Here is a 19,749-nt window from a genome sequence, read left to right as displayed (position 1 = left end):
GATGGTGAATCGCTACTCGACGAAGTATGTGATTGTTGATGGTTCATTGGACTTCGCTATAAACCGAATGATATTGACGTTCGTGCTCAGGGCATTCGAAATCCGGAAGACGATTTTCCCGTTCGCGATTTCGCTAACCCTTATATTCGTACCCTTGATTGGCCCCACCGTTAATTCGATCTCGGGCGTAGCCGCGCTCAGATCCTGAATTTCCAGTTCTTCCGGATTATACGTCACCGTAATAGTCCTTTCCGTCAGACCCGGTATGCTAGGAGCTACGATAACGAAGTTAAACATCGAACCTTGCCCAACGTTTACCGTCAGTTCGGGAATGGTACGAGGTTTAATCTTGTTCGACCATGGGCTTGAGCCGACCGCATTCGATGCTCTAACACGATAGACGTGCATCGTATTCGGAACAAGATCCCGATGGATAAAGCTTGTCCCAGTTATCCCGGTGATGATCCGCCCGTCGAGTTCGAGATCATAGCTCAAGCTTCCCGGCGATGCGTCCCATTTCAGTTCGATATCATGCGTATTGGCAACCGCTCTGAAGCGCGTAGGCGTAACAGGCGAAGTCACTTGAGTGCTAAGCTTGCTCCAATCGCTCCAATCGCCGAGATCGTTGCCGCTCTTGGCGCGCACCCGATACGAATGGACAGTGTTGGGCAGCAAATTGCGATGAATGTATGTCGTCGCCGTACCCACGTTCACGATGAGCGTGTCCGCCTCGATATCATAACCGGTCGCACCCGGAACGGCTTCCCACTCCACAGTGATTTCGGAACTGGTCGCATACAGCCCTGTTATTACAGGCGTGCCTAACTGCGTAGCCTTCATTAACGCAGCGCTCCAAGGGCCAGGGACGGAGCCGCTTTTCGCCCTGACCCGATACGCATGCCAGGAATAGGGAAGCAGCCCTTTATGCAAATACGCTGTAACGTTACCGACGTCGATGACCGCGCCGTCTACCATAAGCTCATAGGTTGTCGCGCCAGGCACGATTGTCCAAGAGAGAGCGATCGCCGTCTTCGATAGGGCTTGAGCACCCAATACCGGTACATCCAGACCGGTTGTTGCAATCAGGAGCTCGCTCCATGGCCCAACCCCCGCGTTACCAATCGCCCGAACCCGGTAAGTATGCTCCGTGAACGGCTTCAACCCGGCGTGTACGTAGGTCGTGCTTAGGCCGTTCGGAATAACTTTGCCGTCTGCTTCAACCTCATAGCCTATCGAGCCGACTACCGGATCCCAAGAAAGCGTAATCTCATTGCTGGTTGATACTGCGTGCAAGTTCAAGGGCACGCCGGACAATGTCGCATACGTAACCGCCTCGCTCCAATTGCCGACGACGGAATGATGCCTCGCACGTACTCTGTACGTATGCTCCGTGTTAGCTTCCAGTCCCGAATGATTGTATTTCGTACTTGTTCCAACTTCGACCGCTACTCCGTCGACCTCTAAATCATAGGAGGTAGCATCTGTTACTTCGTCCCATTCGAGATGAATATGGTCGCCGGCAACGCTCCTTGCGTGCAAGTTGCGCGGAACAGACGGAAGCGTAACCGCTTGAACTGCCTCGCTCCATCCGCTCGATCCTTCGCTATTATTGGAACGAACGCGGTAAGAATGGATCGTGTTCGGCTGCAAATTCGCATGCAAATACTTTGTATCCGCAAGACCTCCCACGATTGTGCCGTCAACCTCAATGTTGTAGCTATCCGCACCGGAAACCGCATCCCAGCTCACGGCGATGGAAGTATCCGTCGCTATGGTATACAATGCGCCTGTCGCTCCGGGCAGAGTTGACTTGACCATGATGGAGCTCCACTTTCCGGGACCGCTGGTATTATGCGCCCGAATTCTGAACGTACGCTGTATGTTCGGATCTAGGTTTAATTCTGTATATGTCGTAAGGTTGCCATTATTGATAATCGTGTTATAGGTTTCAACCTCATATCCGGCAGCCCCTGTCACTTCATCCCATGTTAACGTCACGGAGTTACTTGTCGATTGAAGCAGTATATTGGCTGGTACATCCGGTAACGTCCACACCTCTTGCAGAATCGACCAAACTCCTTTAATATCGCCGTTGATCGCTCTGACTCTATACTTATGCAAAGTGCCCGGTTCCAGCGGAGCGTGGGTATAGGCGGCTTGGTTGCCCAACGAGTAGATGATCCCATCTACCTCTAACTCGTAATCGGTCGCATTGAAGGCGGTCGTCCATGCGATATTCACGAGGTTCTCCGTCGCGGTCGCCGTCAGCATCGGCATCGCGAACGGCGACAATTGGCTCTGCGGCACGACCTCCTTCGTCCCGGACTCGCTGGCCCAATTCAAGATCGCTTGAGGCTGTCCCCCGCGATTGGCATATTCGAGACGAAGGTCATAATCGACTCCGGCTTCAAGCGCAAGCGATCCGGAATACTTGCCGTTCCCCGTTGCCTCCCATTTGTCTATAAGAAGCACGCCGTTCACCCACAGCTTGACCCCGCCGCGAACATCCATTTCGAATTCGTACATCTCGGTGAAATAAGGAGTAATTTGCCCCGTCCATCTCACCGACATATTGCCGTCGTTAAGACCAGGCTTGGCAATCGGCAGTTTGTTGCTCACATTTACGTTCTCGTCCACCACGATGAATAGATCGCCAGTCAAATTCGGTTCAGTATAATACTCTGCGAGCAATCCGTTGACCCTGTAATGCAATTTCGTTTGGCCGACCACGCTGGTGCCGGTGGCGATGGTCGGTTTCTGATTCGCCGTGATGCTGCCGCCGATCGCAACGACGCCTCCGGTCTGAATGCTCAAATGATTATTAACGTGAATATCGTCGCGAATGAATACATCGCCTGTGCTTACTCTGATGTTCGCCGTTTGGTTATTCGATACCAAACTGCCAACGAGCATTTCCTGTGCAATGGTCATATCTACCTGGGTGTTAATATGCATACTGTCGGCAACAAGAAGCCGATCGGCCTGGACGTTCAATTGGCCGTTGTTATAGATAAGACTTCCCGCTATAAAATCGCCTGCCACTCGCACAGCGGAATTGTTATTCAAATGAAGCGAACCCCCGACCCATATATCCCCTTTTTCGGCTGCTGCCGGTTGATCGGGTGCATTCAGGTGCAGCGTCAGATTCGTATTCGCGTTCAGATTTCCCTTAACCGCCAACGTTCCGTATACGGTAAGAGTTAGATTCCGGTTCGTATTCAAACCGTCCAAGATAAGAAAGACTGGCTTGGATGGCGAGCCAAACGTCGCGGAAGCATCCAGATTCAGATGCCCCGCTTTCATCACGACGTATTCGTTCGGACTGCGGAGAATCGCCGATTCCAGGTCGCTGGCATTGCAACCCGCACAGGATTCGGCCTGTTGCTCCATCGTAGCAATTCGTTGTTCCATTACCGATATTTGTTCATTCATATAGTTATCAATAGCCTGACCCAGCTCTTTCACTCTGACGGACGGAATGGCATTGTGTTCATTGCGTTGCGAGCCGGACAAAATAATCTTGTCTCCGGGCACCTTGTTTATCTCCGCAGGCAACCCGATATAAGGCAACGGCGTCGGACGATTAGCCAGAACGTCCTTCGTGATCTCTATCGTATGGATGAAGGCCGAAGGGCTAGCTTGATCTCCCTTCAGGGTTAATCTGCCGTCGTTCAATTGAACGCGCTTCTTCACTTTGTCCAGTCCGCCGGCCGGGAGCTCGGCGTGATCCCAGAACGTCACATTCTCTACCTGGAGCGTAGTGGTACTGCCATACACGGCATGGCCTACGCTGATTTCTACCTCATAGCTGCCAGCAGGCAATGCAATTTCCCATTGCCCTCCGGCTTGTATGCCGATAGCTGAATCCAGCAACGAAGAACCGTATACGGCCTCATTGACCGAATAGGGAGTATGATCGAAGTTCCATCCGTACGTGTATCCGTTCCGTTCTCCGTAAGGTTCCCCGTAATCGGGTATGTACGCACCCGTTGCAGGGGCTAATGGCGACCTGAACTGAATGCTGACATCCGGCGATGCGGACGATGCATAAGTCGGAGAACTCCATAATAAAGGAACGATGAATTCTACAAGCAAGACGAAACATAATACCTTAGCCAATCTGGATACGAATCGAATTTCCATTTCATAATTCCCCTTTTATGGTTGAAATAGGACATTGGAGAAAAAATAAAAAGACCACTAGAGCAGGCAACCCGGCTGCCATAGCAATCAGTCTTTCGACCGATGCCTAAGGTCCGTGGCTTTGCGTCCCTGTCTTTCGAACAGGTTTGCCTTTTTCAGTTCAAATGGCCTTGATTAAAAGGTTGATTTAGTATACTTAGGAATATTTACCCTCTCAGAAATTCGACATTTTCCACGTTTCTCCTTTTTGTATCTTCTAAATTATTCTGTATTCTGAGACTAAAGTTATAAAATGTGTTGCCTTAGGACATAATTTCAAATAAAAAAGGGGTTAAGCACACGAAATGGCTTAATCCCCTTAAGTCCTATAAGGATTCATTCTTCAGAAATATCAAGCTACTCCCTCAATTCCCCCACTATTCCACACTCTTCAAAGACTCGATCATATTGATTTTCGTTACTTTTCTTCTTAGCAATAAGCTAGACAGAATGGTAAGCATGAAGGCTAGACTAACCGAGACCGCAAGTACGAATATATTTAATTTATCCGGGATTTGTTGATGGGTACTAGACAGTGCCTGAACAACAAAGCTGTATACATAGCCGCTTATCGGCAAAGCCGCAATTACCGCAAAGGCGGTCAGGATGAGGTTTTCCGTAAATATAAGCCTGTTTATTTTATATTTTTGATAGCCTAGTACTTTAAGGGTTGCAAGCTCGCGATTCCTTTCATATATGTTAATGGAAGAGATCGTATAGATCGCGCCAAAAGAGAGAACGACGGCACTGACGATAAACATGATAAATATGAAGCTGTTTTGCTTCAAAATATATTGAGCTGTTTTCTTAAGGTAATTCTTATCTGATATCGTATCTACATATTGATCTTGTTCAAAGAAGCTGCGAACGCTTATAAGATCTGTAGAGCTATTGGCTTCGACTACAAGCGAGGTTGGACTGTACTCCAGCCCAAAGCTCTCCAAATAATCGGGGGTGACGTAGAACGACGGATTCGAATACTGTGTCGTTATTTTTAATACCTTCATATCTACCGTTTTATTTTTAAGCTCCGGCGACGTGAACTTTAATTGGATGGTATCCCCTTCTCTAATCCGATAATTGTCGGCGTAAGATTGGGGGACTAGCACGCCATTATCCGCCAAAGCGATCCTGTTCTCCTTGTCATCGAAGAAATGAATGAGATTGTTTTCTTTTTCCGTAACGACTAAGGTAGCATTTTCTTTCTCATCCTCGTGGATGAACTCAACAGGAAAGGTGGATAAAGAATAACGATTTTTAATCCCGGAGGGGACTTCTGCCGTATCAGAAGAGGCTCCGATCTTATAATCTACTCTTAAATCATAGGTATATACGTCTTCAACTTGGTCAGCTACTTTCTGCAAGGAGGTTTGTGTGCCAAAAGCGGTTATGATTAAAACCGTGCTTACAGCAACGCCAACTGAGCTCGCTAAAGCTTTCTGTTTGTTCAGGAATATATTTCTCAGAATCAGCTTGTAGCTGTAGGAAATCGCACTCCAAATCCCCGGAACTCTTTCTATGAATAGCTTTTTCGTCTTCTTTGGCGGTTTGGGACGCATCGCCTGTGCCGCACGTTCCTTTAATAGGGCTCTCCCGCTTAAGTAACAGGATAGCATTCCAAAAACACTCGAGAAAAGGATGGGGGGAATGATCGATAACCAAGACAGCGTGAATTGAATGCCGGGCAGAGAGTAGGCTTTTGCATTCGATGCGGTGACTAACGGCACAAATACAAATTCGGCAATTACAAATCCCAGGATGGAGCCGATAATACTTACGAGCACGGGGTATCCCATGTAATGAAGCATGATGCTTCTGTTGTGTACACCCAAAGCCTTCATAATACCCACTTGATTTCTTTGAGAATCGATTATCCTCGACATGGCGAGGAATAAAATAATCGCTTCGATCAAGAAGAGAACGAACGGGATAACCTTACTCATCAAGCCATTATTGTGTATCGTTGCCTTGATCTGAGCATAACTGAAGGTGCGTTCCTTGCTCACCTGGCTTAAATAAGGAAGTTGCTTGGACTGCTCTTCAATGGATTTGCCTAAGCTGTCGATATCGTAGCCTTCTTGCGCATCAATCATGATTTCATTGTAGGAAGAGACGTCCAGGATTTCAGTTAGAGATTCTTCGGCAATATAAGCGACTCCGTAGGTTTTATGGTCTTGTATTTCATTCTTTTTGGTATGCTCAACATTCTCGCCCAAGCCGCTAATTGTAAATGTAAAATCTCTTCCGTTCGCACTTACGGGGATTGGATCGCCGACCCGATACTGATGCTCTTTAGCATAATGGGAGTCTAATAAGATTTCCCCCTGTATAGACGGGATACTCCCCTCGATAATAGCAGGCGTATTGATTTCATTATTTGCAGGAATCGAATGAATTTGTAAGGTCGCTTTATCCTCTCCGAAGGATTGTGCGGCATCGAAGGTATAGCGCCCTTCTATTTTATTGATGCCTTTTATTTCACTGAAACCGGCCACATCCTGTTTCGAGATTTGACTGTAATAGACATTCAAGTCGCTTAAATTATGTTCCTTGAAGTACCCCTTCGTATAAGCGCTAAGATTATCGCTCAAAGTGACGAGCCCCGCATAGAAAAAAGCTCCGACTGCGACAACCAATACAAAGGCCATAAATTGCCCTGCAGATTGTTTAATATCCCTAAATAGTTTTATTAATAATTTCATGCTCACCACTCAATCCCTTCGACGCTTTGCTTTTCCTCATTCACCGTAACGCTTTCGATTTTGCCGCTTTTCACCCTAATCACCTTATCAGCCATAGGAGCAATTGCCGAATTATGGGTGACCAACACAACGCACTTTTTCGTTTCCCTATTCAGATCCTGAAGAAGCTTCAAGACGGATTTGCCAGTCACATAATCCAAAGCTCCGGTAGGTTCGTCACAGAGTAAGAGCAAAGGATCTTTGGCAACCGCTCTGGCGATGGCCACTCTTTGCTGCTCTCCTCCCGAGAGCTGGGATGGGAAGTTTTTGATCCGATGCTGTAAGCCGACCTTATGCAGAACATCTTCAGCATCCAGATGGTTCTTACACACCTCCGTGGCAAACTCGACATTTTCCAGAGCGTTTAGATTCGGAATCAAGTTGTAAAATTGAAAGACAAAGCCCACTTTCTCGCCGCGATATGCGGTTAATTTGTTTTCGCTTAGCTTTGTTATTTCTTGATTACCGACGAATACTTGACCCGAAGTCGCCGTATCCATACCGCCAAGGATGTTCAGAATCGTACTTTTACCCGCGCCGCTTGCCCCCAAAATAACGACAAATTCCCCCTCCGAAATCGTAAAATCTACGCCGCCCAGCGCCTTAATAGGCACTTCCCCGATTTTGTATTCTTTCGTTACGTTTTTGAATTCGATTAAATTGGTCACTTCACGCATCTCCCTATATCGTTTTTTTAACTCTGGAAGTCCTTATTAGCCAATCCTATTCACACTTGGCATGCTAGTATGTTACTATTGTAGTATACTGTAATGCGTACTGAATTAAATGTCAACAGCCGAAATATGGTATGCTAGATGGGTAACATACCTAGATGATGAATGGTGAGGTAATGAACATCACATTCGACGATAAGCAACCGATCTTTCAACAGGTCGCTTACCTAATTGAGGACGATATTCTGAACGGCACTTTCCGCGTGGACGAGCAGGTTCTTTCCGTGGCGCAGTTTTCCCAGACCTTCCAAATCAATCCTGCGACCGTCGTGAAGGGGATCGGTCTGCTCGTCAACGAGGGTATCCTGTACAAAAAAAGAGGACTGGGCATGTACGTCGCGACTGATGCGAAACAGAAGATTCAGGTGAAGCGCAAGGATCGTTTCTACAACGAGCTGTTGTCCGATTTGTTGAATGAAGCCGACAAGCTCGGGCTGACAACCGACAACATCATGGACATGATCAAGCAGTTGAGAAAGGAATGAACGTGCCGTGAGCATCGTATTGACTTGCAGCAATCTAAACAAAAAATACGGCCAATCCTACGCCTTGCGGAATCTGGATCTGCAGTTGGAGGAAAACGTCATATACGGCTTGCTCGGGCGCAACGGCGCCGGCAAAACGACCTTGCTTAACGTGATCGCAGGCGGAATCCTCCCGAACGACGGCACAATCGAGGTAAGGGGAAAAAAGCTGGGCAGAGGAGAGCTTCCGAAGGATTTCTGTTATATGCGCGAGAAAAACAAATCCTTCGGAGGAGCGCGGATTATCGAGGTTTTGCAGATTGCTGCGAGTTTTCATCCTAACTGGGACTGGACGTTCGCTCATGAGCTGCTCAAATCGTTTCAGCTCGATCCGCAAAAAAAAATCAGGCAGCTTTCAAGAGGCATGGAGTCGCTCGTAGGCAATCTCATCGGTCTGGCCAGTCGGGCGCCGCTGACCTTGTACGACGAGCCGGTGCTCGGACTCGATGTGTTGATGCGGGAACGATTTTACAAGGCGCTTCTGGAGGATTACGCCCATTACCCCCGCACGATTTTGCTGTCTACGCATTTGATAGACGAAATCGCCCCAGTCGCGGAGAAGGTATATATCCTTGAAGCCGGCTCCCTCCTGCTTCATGATGAGATAGAACAGATACATATGAAAGCTCATCTGATCCGGGGAAATTCGGAAGCGGTGGCTTCGTTAACAGCCGGTAAGCGAGTATTACATACGGAATCCTATGGCCGCGGCACACTTGCCGCAATTTACGATAAGTTGGACGATCGGGACAGGCAACGGGCTCGCGAGATGGACATTTCGATTGAAAATCTAACGCTTCAGAAGCTATTCTCGTATTTAATCGGAGGAGGTCATTGAATTGGGGGCATTGGCCGTTCATTTAAAGGCAACCTATTTGCAAACGAGGGTGTACATCTGGTGCGTAATTATTCTTATCCTGCTTGGAAATCTGGCACAATTTATTGTTAGTCTCAATATAGACAACAGCCAAAATACCCGCCTTTCGGACGGCAACATGCTGATTCTTATTTTGCCCCTTATCGCTATCCTGCTGCCGATCGGATATTACAAGCGCATCGTAGATTTGGGCGCGAGCCGCGAGCAATATTATAGGGCGCTTCAATTCGTCTTTGCCTTCTGGTCAGCAGCCATCGCTTTGTTCAATTCTTTATGGTTTGTGCTTGAGGTGAATGTGATCCGGAAGTACACGAACACCGTTACTCTTATTGAAGCGTTTCATTGGGATGACTTTGGCGTGGCGGGTTCCTTTCTGTACCAAACCGCCTTTTATATGATGGCGATGGCGCTTCTAAGCATGCTAGTCTCTGGTTACTACCACCCTGTCGGTTGGCTGCTGTGGGCGCTGCTTATTGCGGCGATTCCGGTCGGAACGGCGATTCCTTCGCTGCGCGTCCATGTCGTCAATTTTTTTGAAGCACTGTTATTTAACGGCTCGCTTGCGGCGGGTGTCGGATTTAACCTTATCCTTTGTTTAGTTTTCGTGGCCGGCGGCTGGCTTTTTACCAGGGGAAGAACGCACTGATTGTATCGGGCTTGCGGGACGTAAAAAGGATAGGGGGTATATTACGCCCCCCTATCCTGAATGAATCATTCCGTACTAATCTTTCAGTTGATCGATTATTCGGAGCGGTATAGCTGGCCGCATGCCGCGTTAATATCCGATCCGAATTGCGTTCGGACCGTGATGCTGATCCCCTGTGACTTCAAGATCCGCACAAACGCTTTAATCCGATCTGAATCCGATTGCTGATAGCTGTCCGGCGTAACCTCAGTCGAATTGAATGGAATCAAGTTAACGTGGTAGAGATGCTCCACAGGTCCCCTTCCTCTTAACAGCTCGGCAACGGCTTCCGCATGCGCCGCCGAGTCGTTGACTCCTCGAAGAAGAATATACGCAATATACACCTTTCTCCCTGTATGCCGGATGTGATGATCCAATGCCTTCAGCACATCGCGGATCGGGAATCGATCGTTTATCGGCATAAGCTCGCTTCGTTGATCGTCGAAAGGCGAATGCAGCGAGAAGGTTAGATTCACTTGCGGAAACTCCCGTGTAAGCCTGTCGATCCCCGGTAACAGGCCAATGGTGGAAATCGTAATACGTCGATGTCCTAAACCAAAGAGAGCCGGGTCGGTCAGAATCGTCATTGCATCAAAGATATGCGGGTTGGCGAGCGCCTCCCCCATGCCCATGAAGGAGACGCTGTCCAAGGCGTGGCCGTTCAAGCGAAAGTGCAGCAATTGGTCGGTAATTTCGTCGGCGGTCAGATTTCGCTTCAGGCCGATGGTGCCGGTGGCGCAAAACCTGCAACCGAATCCGCAGCCGCATTGCGTGGAAATACAATACGATTTCCATCCCCGCTCATAAGTAAGACGTACGGCCTCCACGCGTTCGTCGCCCGCAATGGCAAACAGCACCTTGCTGACCTGTTTGGATGTAAGCTCCTTTACCGGAACGACGCTGCAGACGTTGGGGCCAAGCATCCGGCTTAACTCGTCTCGCAAAAACTTGGGCAGTATGGTCATCCGTTCGTATTCGCCGACGTTTTGCTTGAAGATCGCGTCCATCATCTGGGCATACCGATACTCCGGCTGCTTGAAGTCGGACAACATTCGCCGAATCACTTCATATTTCGAGGCTTGTCTCATGTCTTCTCCTTACTGCCGGAGAAAACGTAGTAAAGCAACCGTCAGTTGGCGCTTTGACACGTTAAACCAACTATACAGAAAAGCGCAACGTGTGCAGACGGGTCGCTACGTGCACCTGTCGATAGATTGGTAAACCTCCGGCACCCCATTTGTTTTTTGGTGAACCGTTTCATCTATCAGGAACCGATTCACATCATCATCTACAACCTCAATCATCATCGTTTTCATCCTCCCGAGAAATTGATTAATGACAAAAAAGAGCCACAAGAAAGGGTTACCTTTCCTGTAGCTCAAAAAAACGGCACATCCAACCCGGTGAGGGTATATAAAGGATATATTTTTTGAGTGAAAGAATAAGGTAACTTTCTTGCCAATAAAGAATAAAACAAATTTCGCTTCATTCTTCAAAAAAAGTGGCAAAAAACATTACATTATCCTCTTCAACTCCAATCGATAAGTGTCAGGACGATCTTAACATACCCTCTTCTGCATTGCAATTATGACAAAACGGGCAAAAATGCAACAATTTTCAAGTCTACATTATGAGCCGATATTAAAGTCCCTCATTCTCTTTCTCCTCGTCCCCTTACTTTTTATTCGAATCAGGGCGCCGCGGATTGACCGTGCCAAAGATATGATACGGTGTTATCCCATTTGCAAATAGGCTATCTACCAACTTGACCAATTCTTCCGACGATAGATCTTTGCCGTTGCGTATCCAAAGGCGAAACATAGATATTAATGTTGATATGTAAAACTCAATTATGTAGGGTGCTAAGACATCATTTGTTGGAAAGTCCACAATCAATCTCTCAAAGGGAATTTCTCTTTTCAGGCGTTCAACAAAATGAACAGAACCATAGTCGCCCAAGAGGGCTTTAAGAACTGAAATTTCCTCTGCATTTTCCAAGCATTGAAGTGCATCTTGGAAAGTATGTGTAGAAAACTCTCTGCTCGCCATTTCCTCGTTAATGGATTTCAAGACGCGCTCTTCAACGCAGTCCAACAACTCATAGATATCCGTAAAGTATTGATAAAATGTACTGCGATTATATCCTGATTGGTTAGCAATCTCTTGAATGGATATTTTCTCAATTGGTTTTTGGCTATATAAATCACAGAATACATTTATAAATGTTTGCCTTGTTTTGTCCGTAATTTCAGGTTGCTTATTCATTATTTGCCTCCATTTTCTGTTCAATCGATTATACGACAGATATTAAAAATCTGATGGTTGATGACCGTATAGTGAATCTATACAATAACATTATACAACGCGTTGTTGGATCATCAACAAGGATTAACATATATTTTCAGGAGGCTAATATGCGAATTTTATTCTTCGGTAGAGGTGTAATATCAACCCAATATGCTTGGGCTTTTGAAAAGGCAGGGCATACAGTTGAGTTTTACGTTAGAAAAGGGAGAAAAGAAACCTTCGGAAGCAAAATAGAGCTTGAAATGTGGGACGCACGAAGAGGGAAAAAGCTTATAAAAGAAAGCTGGAACGTCAAACTGCATGAGGAGATGAGCCCAAATTATGATCTCATTATTGTGAGCGTCAACACGGAACAGCTTCCGGAAGCTGTTCAATTCCTATCAACTGCTGCAGGAAATACCCCTATCCTCATATTCAATAACATTTGGCAAGATTTGAAATCATCGATCGCACCATTGTCTATGAACAATGTTGTCTTTGGCTTCCCCGGAGCAGGAGGCGGCATCGCGGACAACAGGCTTAGAGGTGGCTTTTTGAAAATGATATTTCTTGAAAAACCACGGGCAGGCACTGAGCATATTAACCAATTGGTCAAGGAATGCTTTGAAAGTGCCCATTTAAAAATTAGTTGGATCAAGGATATGCAAAGCTGGCTATGGATTCACTTTGCCATGAATGCAGCAATGGAGACCGAGGTGTTAAAACGTGGAAGTTTTCCAGCGCTCATGAACCATAGTGACTCATTCGCAAATGTTGGTAAGCATATGAGGGAAATGACCCCTGTACTTAAAGCAAGAGGCGCAAAGAGTGATATGATTTTGCTACTGTTGACTAAGATTCCGCCGGCACTTCTCGGCATGCTTTTTAACAAGGTTATTTTTGCAAAGGGCAGCTTACCACGACTTTTCATCGAATACAACAATAGTAAAGCAGGTTTTGCGGTACTTGAAGTTGTGAGAGAAGCAAAAAAGTTAGGTATACCTTTACCACGTCTTACTGTGGCATTTGAAAATACTGAACAACACAAAGCTATTGAAAATTCCATATCATAAAAATTTGCAGGATTCTCTGTCATCATGCGGATAATTTTGGCCTTAGATTCTATTTTGTGTCCAATTATTAACATTTAGTAGTTCAAAAAAGAGCCTAAGCGCGCAGCTTAGACTCTACAGGTTATAGGTAAATACCGTATGTATTCCTACTAAAGATTTGCTGTTTAACTTGAATGGGGCAATGGCAGTTGTTATAGTAACGTATTCTGTCTTTTCCACTTTCTGATTTTGCTTCGGAAGGACTTAAATGGAGCAACCGTATTGATGTGTACCCACTTCCAGACCGGCCATCTTGACGGTGTAGAGGACGCCCATTTTCTTGCGTCCTGTTCAAACAATTCCTGTTCTGAAAAAGTATTGACCCATGCAAGTATTTCAGCAACCGCTTTTTCAAACATTTCTATCAGCTTATCTAAAGAGTACGAGACGTACTCCGCATAAAAACTGTCGTATAAACCGCCGAGCTGATTCCAATTGTGGTACGGGGATGGTGTGATCACTTCTTTTCCTTCGCGCTCATCCGCATCCCATTTCATAATTAAGTTCAGCCACCCAAGCTGGTATGCAATCATTTGCAGGGGAGAGCGATCTACTCCCTCTACCATTATGTTCTTTTCCTCTTCTTTCAAACTGTCAAATTCAGCAATAAAAAGCTTCGCCGTCTTTTCTATTTCTACAAGCAGTTCCTGACTGTTCTTATATTCCTGCATGAGATACCTCCTGTTTCACCCTCAGTCTACCGTGACGAGAAACCATTCGCAACCGCCATAATCCTCTCAAAACCTGTCATCTGTGGAGAGAGAAACAATCGATACCGTCTGTGCCCGATCTTCCAACAAGGATGTCAAAGTTGCTCCATGTCAGTTCATAGACTCTGTCGAAATTGTCCCGCATCCGTTGAATAATGCAAAACGTTGAAAACAATCGTTCAAGGCTGCTCGCAATGGCTTTGTCGGCTTTATGCCGTTCTCGTACCAGATGTTTTTCACGATGAGCGTCCCGGTTTTTCGCTCTGCGATGACCTCGGCTCGTCCGATGAAGCTCTCTCCGTACAATAGAGGCAGCACATAGTGGCCAAATTTCCGTTTCATAGCAGGCGTATAAATCTCCCAGGTGTAATCGAAGCCAAACAATTCGTTGATCAGCTTTCTGTCCCATATCAAGTTATCTAGCGGGGCAATCAGCTCGCAGCGCAATTTCGGCGCCGGATCTAGCAGAACGGCTTCAATAAGGGGCAAATCCTCTGCGCGGCAATACAGCATATCCTTCATTTGCTCCACGGCAATAGCAACAATGCGCCCCTCGTGCAGCAGCTGGCGGAAAACCTCGTTGCGCTGCTCCGATTTCAATCCCCATATGTTCAACCAGGCATCGGATGCACGATTCCACAATAGGCCAACAGCGCCGACGCGACGCAGTACACGCCACTTATGATGCTCAAGCTCATCCTTCAGCGGCTCTGGCGCATTCAGAAGATTAGGTGGTATGTATTTGCCGGCGATATCGTAATATTTGCGCGTTCCTTTTTTACGATGGATGATTAACTCGCCCGTCGAGTACATCTGCTCCAGCACCGACCTGGATGAATTGTTTCCGCTGCTCCAATGGATCGCCGATTGCCAAGAGAAATTCCCCTCCAATTTGAGATCATCCAAGCTTAGCGCACCATGATTTTGAATGTGAGCTCGCACTTGCTCCGCCAATGCATCCATTTCGGGATAGCGCTTGGCATGTTGCCTTGCGGCCTGCCTGTACCGTTCAAAATACGGCCAGTCCTCGACAGGGATAATAGCCAGATTCTTGTCGGGATAATCGACCAGCAATCTATCTGTATACAGCAACTCGTCGAGCATGCTCTTAGTGAACCCTTTGATTCTCGACTGTAGCACCAGCTCGGCATTTTTTCCGCAAACATCGATAGGATCGTACTGAATACAGCCAACCTGCTTCACAAAATCCAATACTCCCCGCTTTCCGGTAAATCGATATTCGCTGAGCAAACCGTGCTTCAATAATAGAAATTGCTGGGCCTGGCGGTTCGTCAATTGGATCATTTACGCACCCCTATCCATTGGAAAACCACAAAGTCGAACATATGTTCCTTCCTTTGCCTTCCATGATGCCCAGCTTCTTTAGAGCCCCTGCCGCTCCTTTCGCCCAAGCCGGAATATCCCTATCGTCCATGAAACTCGTTGCCGCAATCACGCTAGCGGATTGGCCCAAAGCCCGAGCGACCATTAAAGCCATCTCAGAACGAGTGATCTCGGCATCCGGACGGAACGTGCCGTCGGCATAGCCGTTGATTACTTGCGCCTTAACCGCTAGCGCCACCGCTTTCTGTGCCCAGGCAGTTATCGTGCCATAGTCGGTAAACTTCAGTATCGCCCCATCGCCTTGCAGTTTCAACGTATTCATCAGCATAACCGCAAATTCTGCGCGAGTTACGGTCCGGTTCGGCTTGAACGAGCCGTCCGGATAACCGTTGACGATAGAGGCGCTTACCGCTTGCTTGATATTCACCTCCGCCCAGTGACCGACAATATCGCTGAAATTGGTTGTTCCATTCGGTTTCGTCTGTTGGCTCACACCAAACACCGCAAATTTTGAGAAGTAGTTAACTGTTGCTGTGATCTTATTCCCCCTTACTTCGCCGCCAATTTCCGCCCATTTCTCTTCCACTTCGTCATAGTAGAATAAAGATGGCTTTTGACCGCTCATCAAGCTTGCTGGATCGAAAGTGAAAGTTAATGTTACCGGGTTATTGAAGTTCTCGGAGAAGTTTTTCAATATCTCATACACTCCGCTAGCTAGAACATCTTGTTCCGTTACAAGCCCTTGCGTATCCAACAGCTTATTAATCGATAGTTTCAGTTCTTTATCCGTTGCATTTGCCGGAATAGAGATCGAAACGGCATTTTCCAAACTAACCTCACCCGCTTTGCCTGCGGGAAGCGTAAGTTTGCCATTCGTTGAAATGACTAAGCTGTTATCGGATAAAGGTGTTGAGCCGCCAATCACGCCACTGCCTCCATTAATTTCCTTCCACTTCGCGTACAACGTCGTATCTCCCGTCACCGAATCGGTGCTGAAGTTCCATGCGGTCGCGGTGCCGACTTCCTTGTACCAGCCGTCGAAGGTATAACCGCTTCTGGTCGGTGCTATCGGGGCGCTAATCGTCGATCCCGCGACTACACTGGTTAGGCTTGGAACCGTGCTGCCTCCCTGCGAGTCGAAGGTTACGGTGTACGTTACCGGGATTACTGCAGTCCATTTCGCATACAACGTCGTATTTGCCGATACCGTATCGGTGCTGAAATTCCACGCGGTCGTGGTACTGGCTTCCTTATACCAGCCGTCGAAAGTATAACCCGCTTTCGTCGGGGCCGTTGGTTCGCTAATCGTAGCCCCTGCGCTCACTTCGGTCAGGCTCGAAACCGCGCTGCCTCCCTGCGAGTCGAAGGTCACCGTATACGTCGGAACCGCCGTCCATTTCGCATACAACGTCGTATCTCCTGTCACCGAATCGGTGCTGAAGTTCCACGCGGTCGCGGTGCCGACTTCCTTGTACCAGCCGTCGAAGGTATAACCGCTTCTGGTCGGCGCTATCGGGGCGCTAATCGTCGATCCCGCGCTTACACTGGTCAGGCTCGGAACTGTGCTGCCTCCCTGCGAGTCGAACGTCACCGTATACGTCGGAATCGCCGTCCATTTTGCATACAAAGTCGTATCTCCCGTCACCGTGTCAGCGCTAAAACTCCACTCGTTTGTGGTGCCGACTTCCTTATACCAGCCGTCGAAAGTATAACCCGCTTTCGTCGGTGCCGTTGGTTCGCTAATCGTAGCCCCTGCGCTCACTTCGGTCAGGCTCGGAACTGTGCTGCCTCCCTGAGAGTCGAAGGTCACCGTATATGTTGGAACCGCCGTCCATTTCGCATACAACGTCGTATCTCCTGTCACCGAATCGGTGCTGAAATTCCACGCGGTCGTGGTACTGGCTTCTTTATACCAGCCGTCGAAGGTATAACCGCTTCTGGTCGGCGCTGTCGGTTCGCTAATCGTAGCCCCTGCGCTCACTTCGGTCAGGCTCGGAACTGTGCTGCCTCCCTGCGAGTCGAACGTCACCGTGTACGTTGCCGCGGCCCCCGTCCACTTCGCGTACAGCGTCACATTCTCCGAACCAATCGCCAAGGTTGCATTGGCCGCATAACTCGTTCCTTGGCCGTCCGCTTGCATATTCCACCCTGCGAACGTGTAGCCCAGCTTCGTCAGATTGCCCGTATTGTCGGAAACCGGGACTATGCTGCCCGGCCAATACGAAACGTTGTCCGTCGGTACGCTGCCGGATGTCGCGCCATTTTCGTCATAGGCGACAAATTTTTGTATGGCTTGCAGATAAGGATATCCGTTATTCCGCGACGCCTCGATTCCCCATACGGTCGTAAAGTCCCAACTGGTATAAGTGCTTTGCGTCTTCATCTCCGCGGTCGTTTTGCCGACTCCTTTTCCCGTATCCGATTGTCCTGTCGTATTTTTGTCGTAAAAGCCGTTGCTAATGTTACTGGTACTATATTTTTCGCCAACCAAGCCGCCTTTAAAAGCAGTCGTATATACCCTTCCTATAGCGTAGCTATTGTTAATCGTTCCTCTATTATCGCCAGCCAAGCCGCCTCCGGGAGCACCGCCGCTCACGCTTCCGGCAGCATAACTGTTTTCGATTCTTCCCGTAATTGCATTTGCTCCGACCAAGCCCCCTACGGTATTGCTCGAACTCCCGCCATTCACGCTTCCCGTAGCATAGCTAGCGCTGATTGTTCCGTTATTGGTACCGACCAAGCCGCCTTCATTGTATCCGGTACCATTCACGGTTATCGTAGCGGAGCTGTTGCTGATCGTTCCTTTGTTAAACCCCACCAAGCCGCCTATTTCATCCCTTCCGCCCACGCTTCCCGAAGCGGAGCTGTTGCTGATCGTTCCCTCGTTGGTACCGGCCAAGCTGCCTATGTAATAAGTTCCGCCGGTTAAAGCTACGTTTTCCAGTCTCATATTCGAAAGGACCGCTTTATTCCCGATGTGACCGAATAAACCTACGTTAGTGGAGGGCTTATACATCTTCAAATTCGTGATTTTATAGCCGTTGCCATCCATTTTCCCTTGAAAAAGATTAGATGGGGGAGTACCGATCGACGTCCAGCCGAACCCCGCCTGGTATGCGCTCAGATCAATATCCGCTGTCAATTTGAAATAGTTTCCCTCAGACAAGTAATTCCTGACGGAATTTAGTTGACTCGCGGTCGCAATCTGATAGGGATCTTCCGCGGTTCCCGTTCCGGCGTCAAAATCCGAAGCGGCGTATGCGACAGTGGGTTGCAGATAAGCTGTAAAGCCGCCGAAAATCGTTGTAAACAGCAATATTAACGTTAAATAAAATGCCGATCCCCGCAAATTGATTCCGAACATGTAAGGTCCTCCAATCTTGTAATCGCCTTCCTTGCCACATGGTGCAACTGGGTGCGTATACAAAGGAAATCCGCCGCGCTGTATGTCATTCTGGCAGCGATTCCTTTCCTGGGTTTGGCCGCTCCCGCCATATTGAATACGAACAGCCTAATGAGTCCGGCCATCGCGAAAGGTATCGGACGGACCATCCTAATGACAGACGTTCCCCGCACGCCCGGAGTAGATTCTCCTTCGCTCAACTGTTCGCGATGTCCGAAGGAATCTTCGCAAAGGCGAACCCCGATGAACCGAACAGGTATACAACGGACAAAAACAAAACGATGACACCCTTTAGAGAATTTCTCAACTTGACACTTCCTTTTTTTGTTCTATTGTTTTAAGCGATAAATTCCTTTTCGTTAGCAATCGAAGCCAAGGCGGAGGCGCCCCCAACCCTCTTTAGCAGAACGTCGCCGCTGCCGAAACTCGTTCGACTAAATACTAAATGCCTAAGGTTACATACAGGTTAACTGAAAACATTTTTCAACAAAAAAAGACCGAAAGCCCTAAGGACTTTCGGATCTCGCATAAGTTTATTCTCTTTCGCCAACGACCGGCAGCGTGAAATAAAACCGACTGCCTTTCCCGAGCTCGCTCTCTGCCCCAATTTCGCCGCCATGCCTTTCGACATTTTCCTTGGCAATCGCAAGACCAAGTCCGGACTCTCAAATCCCCCCATCATCACATTCTCGGATATTGGAACACCCTTTAAGGCCAATGACATCATCTCTTTGAAGAATCCCTGCAAACTGTTTAGGCCACCGATACCCCGAAGCCAATAGTACACAGCCTTCAGGGTAACCCTCTTGCGGCTTAACAGATGTCGCTCAGTCGATCACTGCAAGTTGGTGCAACGTACGAATGAATACGACCGCCGCTTCCGCTCGAACTTACTTGTTCAGCTGCGTCAGCATGTTCAGAACAACCGTTACGGCTTCCGCTCTGGTCAATAAGCCCGCCGGATCGAACGATTCGCGCCTTTACCGTCGACGACGCCTAACTGCTTCAACTCGGCGACCGCGCCTTGGGCCCAAAGCGGAATGTCTCGCTCGTCCACGAAGCCGGTATCGCCAGTGTTCGCATTCGCGGACAAGCCAAGCGCCCTCGCGATCATGACCGCCATCTCGGATCGCTTTATCTCCGAATTCGGA

13 protein-coding genes, 1 pseudogene and 1 riboswitch are annotated in these 19,749 nt (G+C 48.0%); of the genes and pseudogenes, 4 read left to right on the top strand and 10 right to left on the bottom strand.

Going from position 1 to position 19,749, the window contains the following annotated elements; translation table 11 throughout:
• Nucleotides 1–12: 12 nt before the first annotated feature.
• From ACFO1S_RS17420 to ACFO1S_RS17410, 3 genes are all read right to left on the bottom strand, one after another.
• On the bottom strand, nt 13–4,143 hold the full coding sequence (locus tag ACFO1S_RS17420) for a fibronectin type III domain-containing protein (protein ID WP_204603862.1): 4,131 nt from the start codon (nt 4,141–4,143) through the stop codon (nt 13–15).
• Between the two features lie 62 nt (nt 4,144–4,205).
• A riboswitch (cyclic di-GMP riboswitch) is annotated at nt 4,206–4,304 on the bottom strand.
• A 255-nt stretch (nt 4,305–4,559) separates the two neighbouring features.
• A complete protein-coding gene (locus ACFO1S_RS17415) occupies nt 4,560–6,884 on the bottom strand; it encodes an ABC transporter permease (RefSeq protein ID WP_204603861.1) in 2,325 nt (774 codons plus the stop codon).
• A gap of 2 nt (nt 6,885–6,886) precedes the next feature.
• The gene (locus ACFO1S_RS17410; RefSeq protein ID WP_378127227.1) at nt 6,887–7,591 is read right to left on the bottom strand and encodes an ABC transporter ATP-binding protein; all 705 of its coding nucleotides are present in this window, start codon (nt 7,589–7,591) and stop codon (nt 6,887–6,889) included.
• A 182-nt stretch (nt 7,592–7,773) separates the two neighbouring features.
• Between ACFO1S_RS17410 and ACFO1S_RS17405 the strand changes: the two genes are divergently transcribed.
• Genes ACFO1S_RS17405 through ACFO1S_RS17395 form a run of 3 tightly spaced genes read left to right on the top strand, consistent with a single transcriptional unit; the run spans nt 7,774 to nt 9,704 of the window.
• Nucleotides 7,774–8,142 carry a GntR family transcriptional regulator gene (locus ACFO1S_RS17405; protein ID WP_378127226.1) on the top strand — a complete coding sequence of 123 codons (369 nt, stop codon included), beginning with the start codon at nt 7,774–7,776 and terminating at the stop codon, nt 8,140–8,142.
• A gap of 7 nt (nt 8,143–8,149) precedes the next feature.
• On the top strand, nt 8,150–9,019 hold the full coding sequence (locus tag ACFO1S_RS17400; protein ID WP_204603858.1) for an ATP-binding cassette domain-containing protein: 870 nt from the start codon (nt 8,150–8,152) through the stop codon (nt 9,017–9,019).
• A gap of 1 nt (nt 9,020) precedes the next feature.
• The gene (locus ACFO1S_RS17395; protein ID WP_204603857.1) at nt 9,021–9,704 is read left to right on the top strand and encodes a hypothetical protein; all 684 of its coding nucleotides are present in this window, start codon (nt 9,021–9,023) and stop codon (nt 9,702–9,704) included.
• A gap of 95 nt (nt 9,705–9,799) precedes the next feature.
• On the opposite strand, the gene ACFO1S_RS17390 is transcribed toward ACFO1S_RS17395, so the two are convergent.
• Together ACFO1S_RS17390 and ACFO1S_RS17385 are read right to left on the bottom strand one after the other, a co-directional pair.
• The gene (locus tag ACFO1S_RS17390) at nt 9,800–10,831 is read right to left on the bottom strand and encodes a Cfr family 23S rRNA (adenine(2503)-C(8))-methyltransferase (protein ID WP_204603856.1); all 1,032 of its coding nucleotides are present in this window, start codon (nt 10,829–10,831) and stop codon (nt 9,800–9,802) included.
• 586 nt (nt 10,832–11,417) lie between these two features.
• Nucleotides 11,418–12,008 (bottom strand): TetR/AcrR family transcriptional regulator, encoded by a 591-nt coding sequence (locus ACFO1S_RS17385; protein WP_204603855.1) that lies wholly within the window; start codon nt 12,006–12,008, stop codon nt 11,418–11,420.
• Nucleotides 12,009–12,157: 149 nt separating this feature from the next.
• Between ACFO1S_RS17385 and ACFO1S_RS17380 the strand changes: the two genes are divergently transcribed.
• Nucleotides 12,158–13,102, top strand: a complete 945-nt coding sequence (locus ACFO1S_RS17380; protein WP_204603854.1) for a ketopantoate reductase family protein — start codon at nt 12,158–12,160, stop codon at nt 13,100–13,102.
• 191 nt (nt 13,103–13,293) lie between these two features.
• On the opposite strand, the gene ACFO1S_RS17375 is transcribed toward ACFO1S_RS17380, so the two are convergent.
• The 5 genes and pseudogenes from ACFO1S_RS17375 to ACFO1S_RS17355 all read right to left on the bottom strand — a co-directional run bounded on the left by ACFO1S_RS17375 (nt 13,294) and on the right by ACFO1S_RS17355 (nt 19,721).
• Nucleotides 13,294–13,812, bottom strand: coding sequence for a ClbS/DfsB family four-helix bundle protein (locus tag ACFO1S_RS17375; protein ID WP_204603853.1), 519 nt, complete (start codon nt 13,810–13,812; stop codon nt 13,294–13,296).
• A gap of 150 nt (nt 13,813–13,962) precedes the next feature.
• Nucleotides 13,963–15,156 (bottom strand): winged helix-turn-helix domain-containing protein, encoded by a 1,194-nt coding sequence (locus ACFO1S_RS17370; protein WP_204603852.1) that lies wholly within the window; start codon nt 15,154–15,156, stop codon nt 13,963–13,965.
• A 10-nt stretch (nt 15,157–15,166) separates the two neighbouring features.
• Entirely contained in the window at nt 15,167–18,559 is a 3,393-nt protein-coding gene (locus tag ACFO1S_RS17365; RefSeq protein WP_204603851.1) for an InlB B-repeat-containing protein, read from the bottom strand.
• 572 nt (nt 18,560–19,131) lie between these two features.
• Nucleotides 19,132–19,260, bottom strand: a pseudogene (locus ACFO1S_RS17360) (ATP-binding protein); the annotation flags it as partial.
• A gap of 284 nt (nt 19,261–19,544) precedes the next feature.
• Nucleotides 19,545–19,721, bottom strand: a complete 177-nt coding sequence (locus ACFO1S_RS17355) for a hypothetical protein (protein WP_378127225.1) — start codon at nt 19,719–19,721, stop codon at nt 19,545–19,547.
• Nucleotides 19,722–19,749 lie beyond the last annotated feature (28 nt).

The sequence above is a fragment of the Cohnella boryungensis genome, from assembly GCF_042651945.1.
GTDB lineage: Bacteria > Bacillota > Bacilli > Paenibacillales > Paenibacillaceae > Cohnella > Cohnella boryungensis.
Note: the sequence above shows the minus strand (reverse complement) of the source record. Positions and strands in the feature narration are given on the sequence as shown.

What these genes read in the sequence shown, in the direction of transcription:
- ACFO1S_RS17420 (WP_204603862.1), bottom strand. Translation starts at nt 4,143, where the DNA reads ATGGAAATTCGATTCGTATCCAGATTGGCTAAGGTATTATGTTTCGTC.
- ACFO1S_RS17415 (WP_204603861.1), bottom strand. Translation starts at nt 6,884, where the DNA reads ATGAAATTATTAATAAAACTATTTAGGGATATTAAACAATCTGCAGGG.
- ACFO1S_RS17405 (WP_378127226.1), top strand. Translation starts at nt 7,774, where the DNA reads ATGAACATCACATTCGACGATAAGCAACCGATCTTTCAACAGGTCGCT.
- ACFO1S_RS17390 (WP_204603856.1), bottom strand. Translation starts at nt 10,831, where the DNA reads ATGAGACAAGCCTCGAAATATGAAGTGATTCGGCGAATGTTGTCCGAC.
- ACFO1S_RS17385 (WP_204603855.1), bottom strand. Translation starts at nt 12,008, where the DNA reads ATGAATAAGCAACCTGAAATTACGGACAAAACAAGGCAAACATTTATA.
- ACFO1S_RS17380 (WP_204603854.1), top strand. Translation starts at nt 12,158, where the DNA reads ATGCGAATTTTATTCTTCGGTAGAGGTGTAATATCAACCCAATATGCT.
- ACFO1S_RS17375 (WP_204603853.1), bottom strand. Translation starts at nt 13,812, where the DNA reads ATGCAGGAATATAAGAACAGTCAGGAACTGCTTGTAGAAATAGAAAAG.
- ACFO1S_RS17370 (WP_204603852.1), bottom strand. Translation starts at nt 15,156, where the DNA reads ATGATCCAATTGACGAACCGCCAGGCCCAGCAATTTCTATTATTGAAG.
- ACFO1S_RS17365 (WP_204603851.1), bottom strand. Translation starts at nt 18,559, where the DNA reads ATGTTCGGAATCAATTTGCGGGGATCGGCATTTTATTTAACGTTAATA.
- ACFO1S_RS17355 (WP_378127225.1), bottom strand. Translation starts at nt 19,721, where the DNA reads ATGGCGGTCATGATCGCGAGGGCGCTTGGCTTGTCCGCGAATGCGAAC.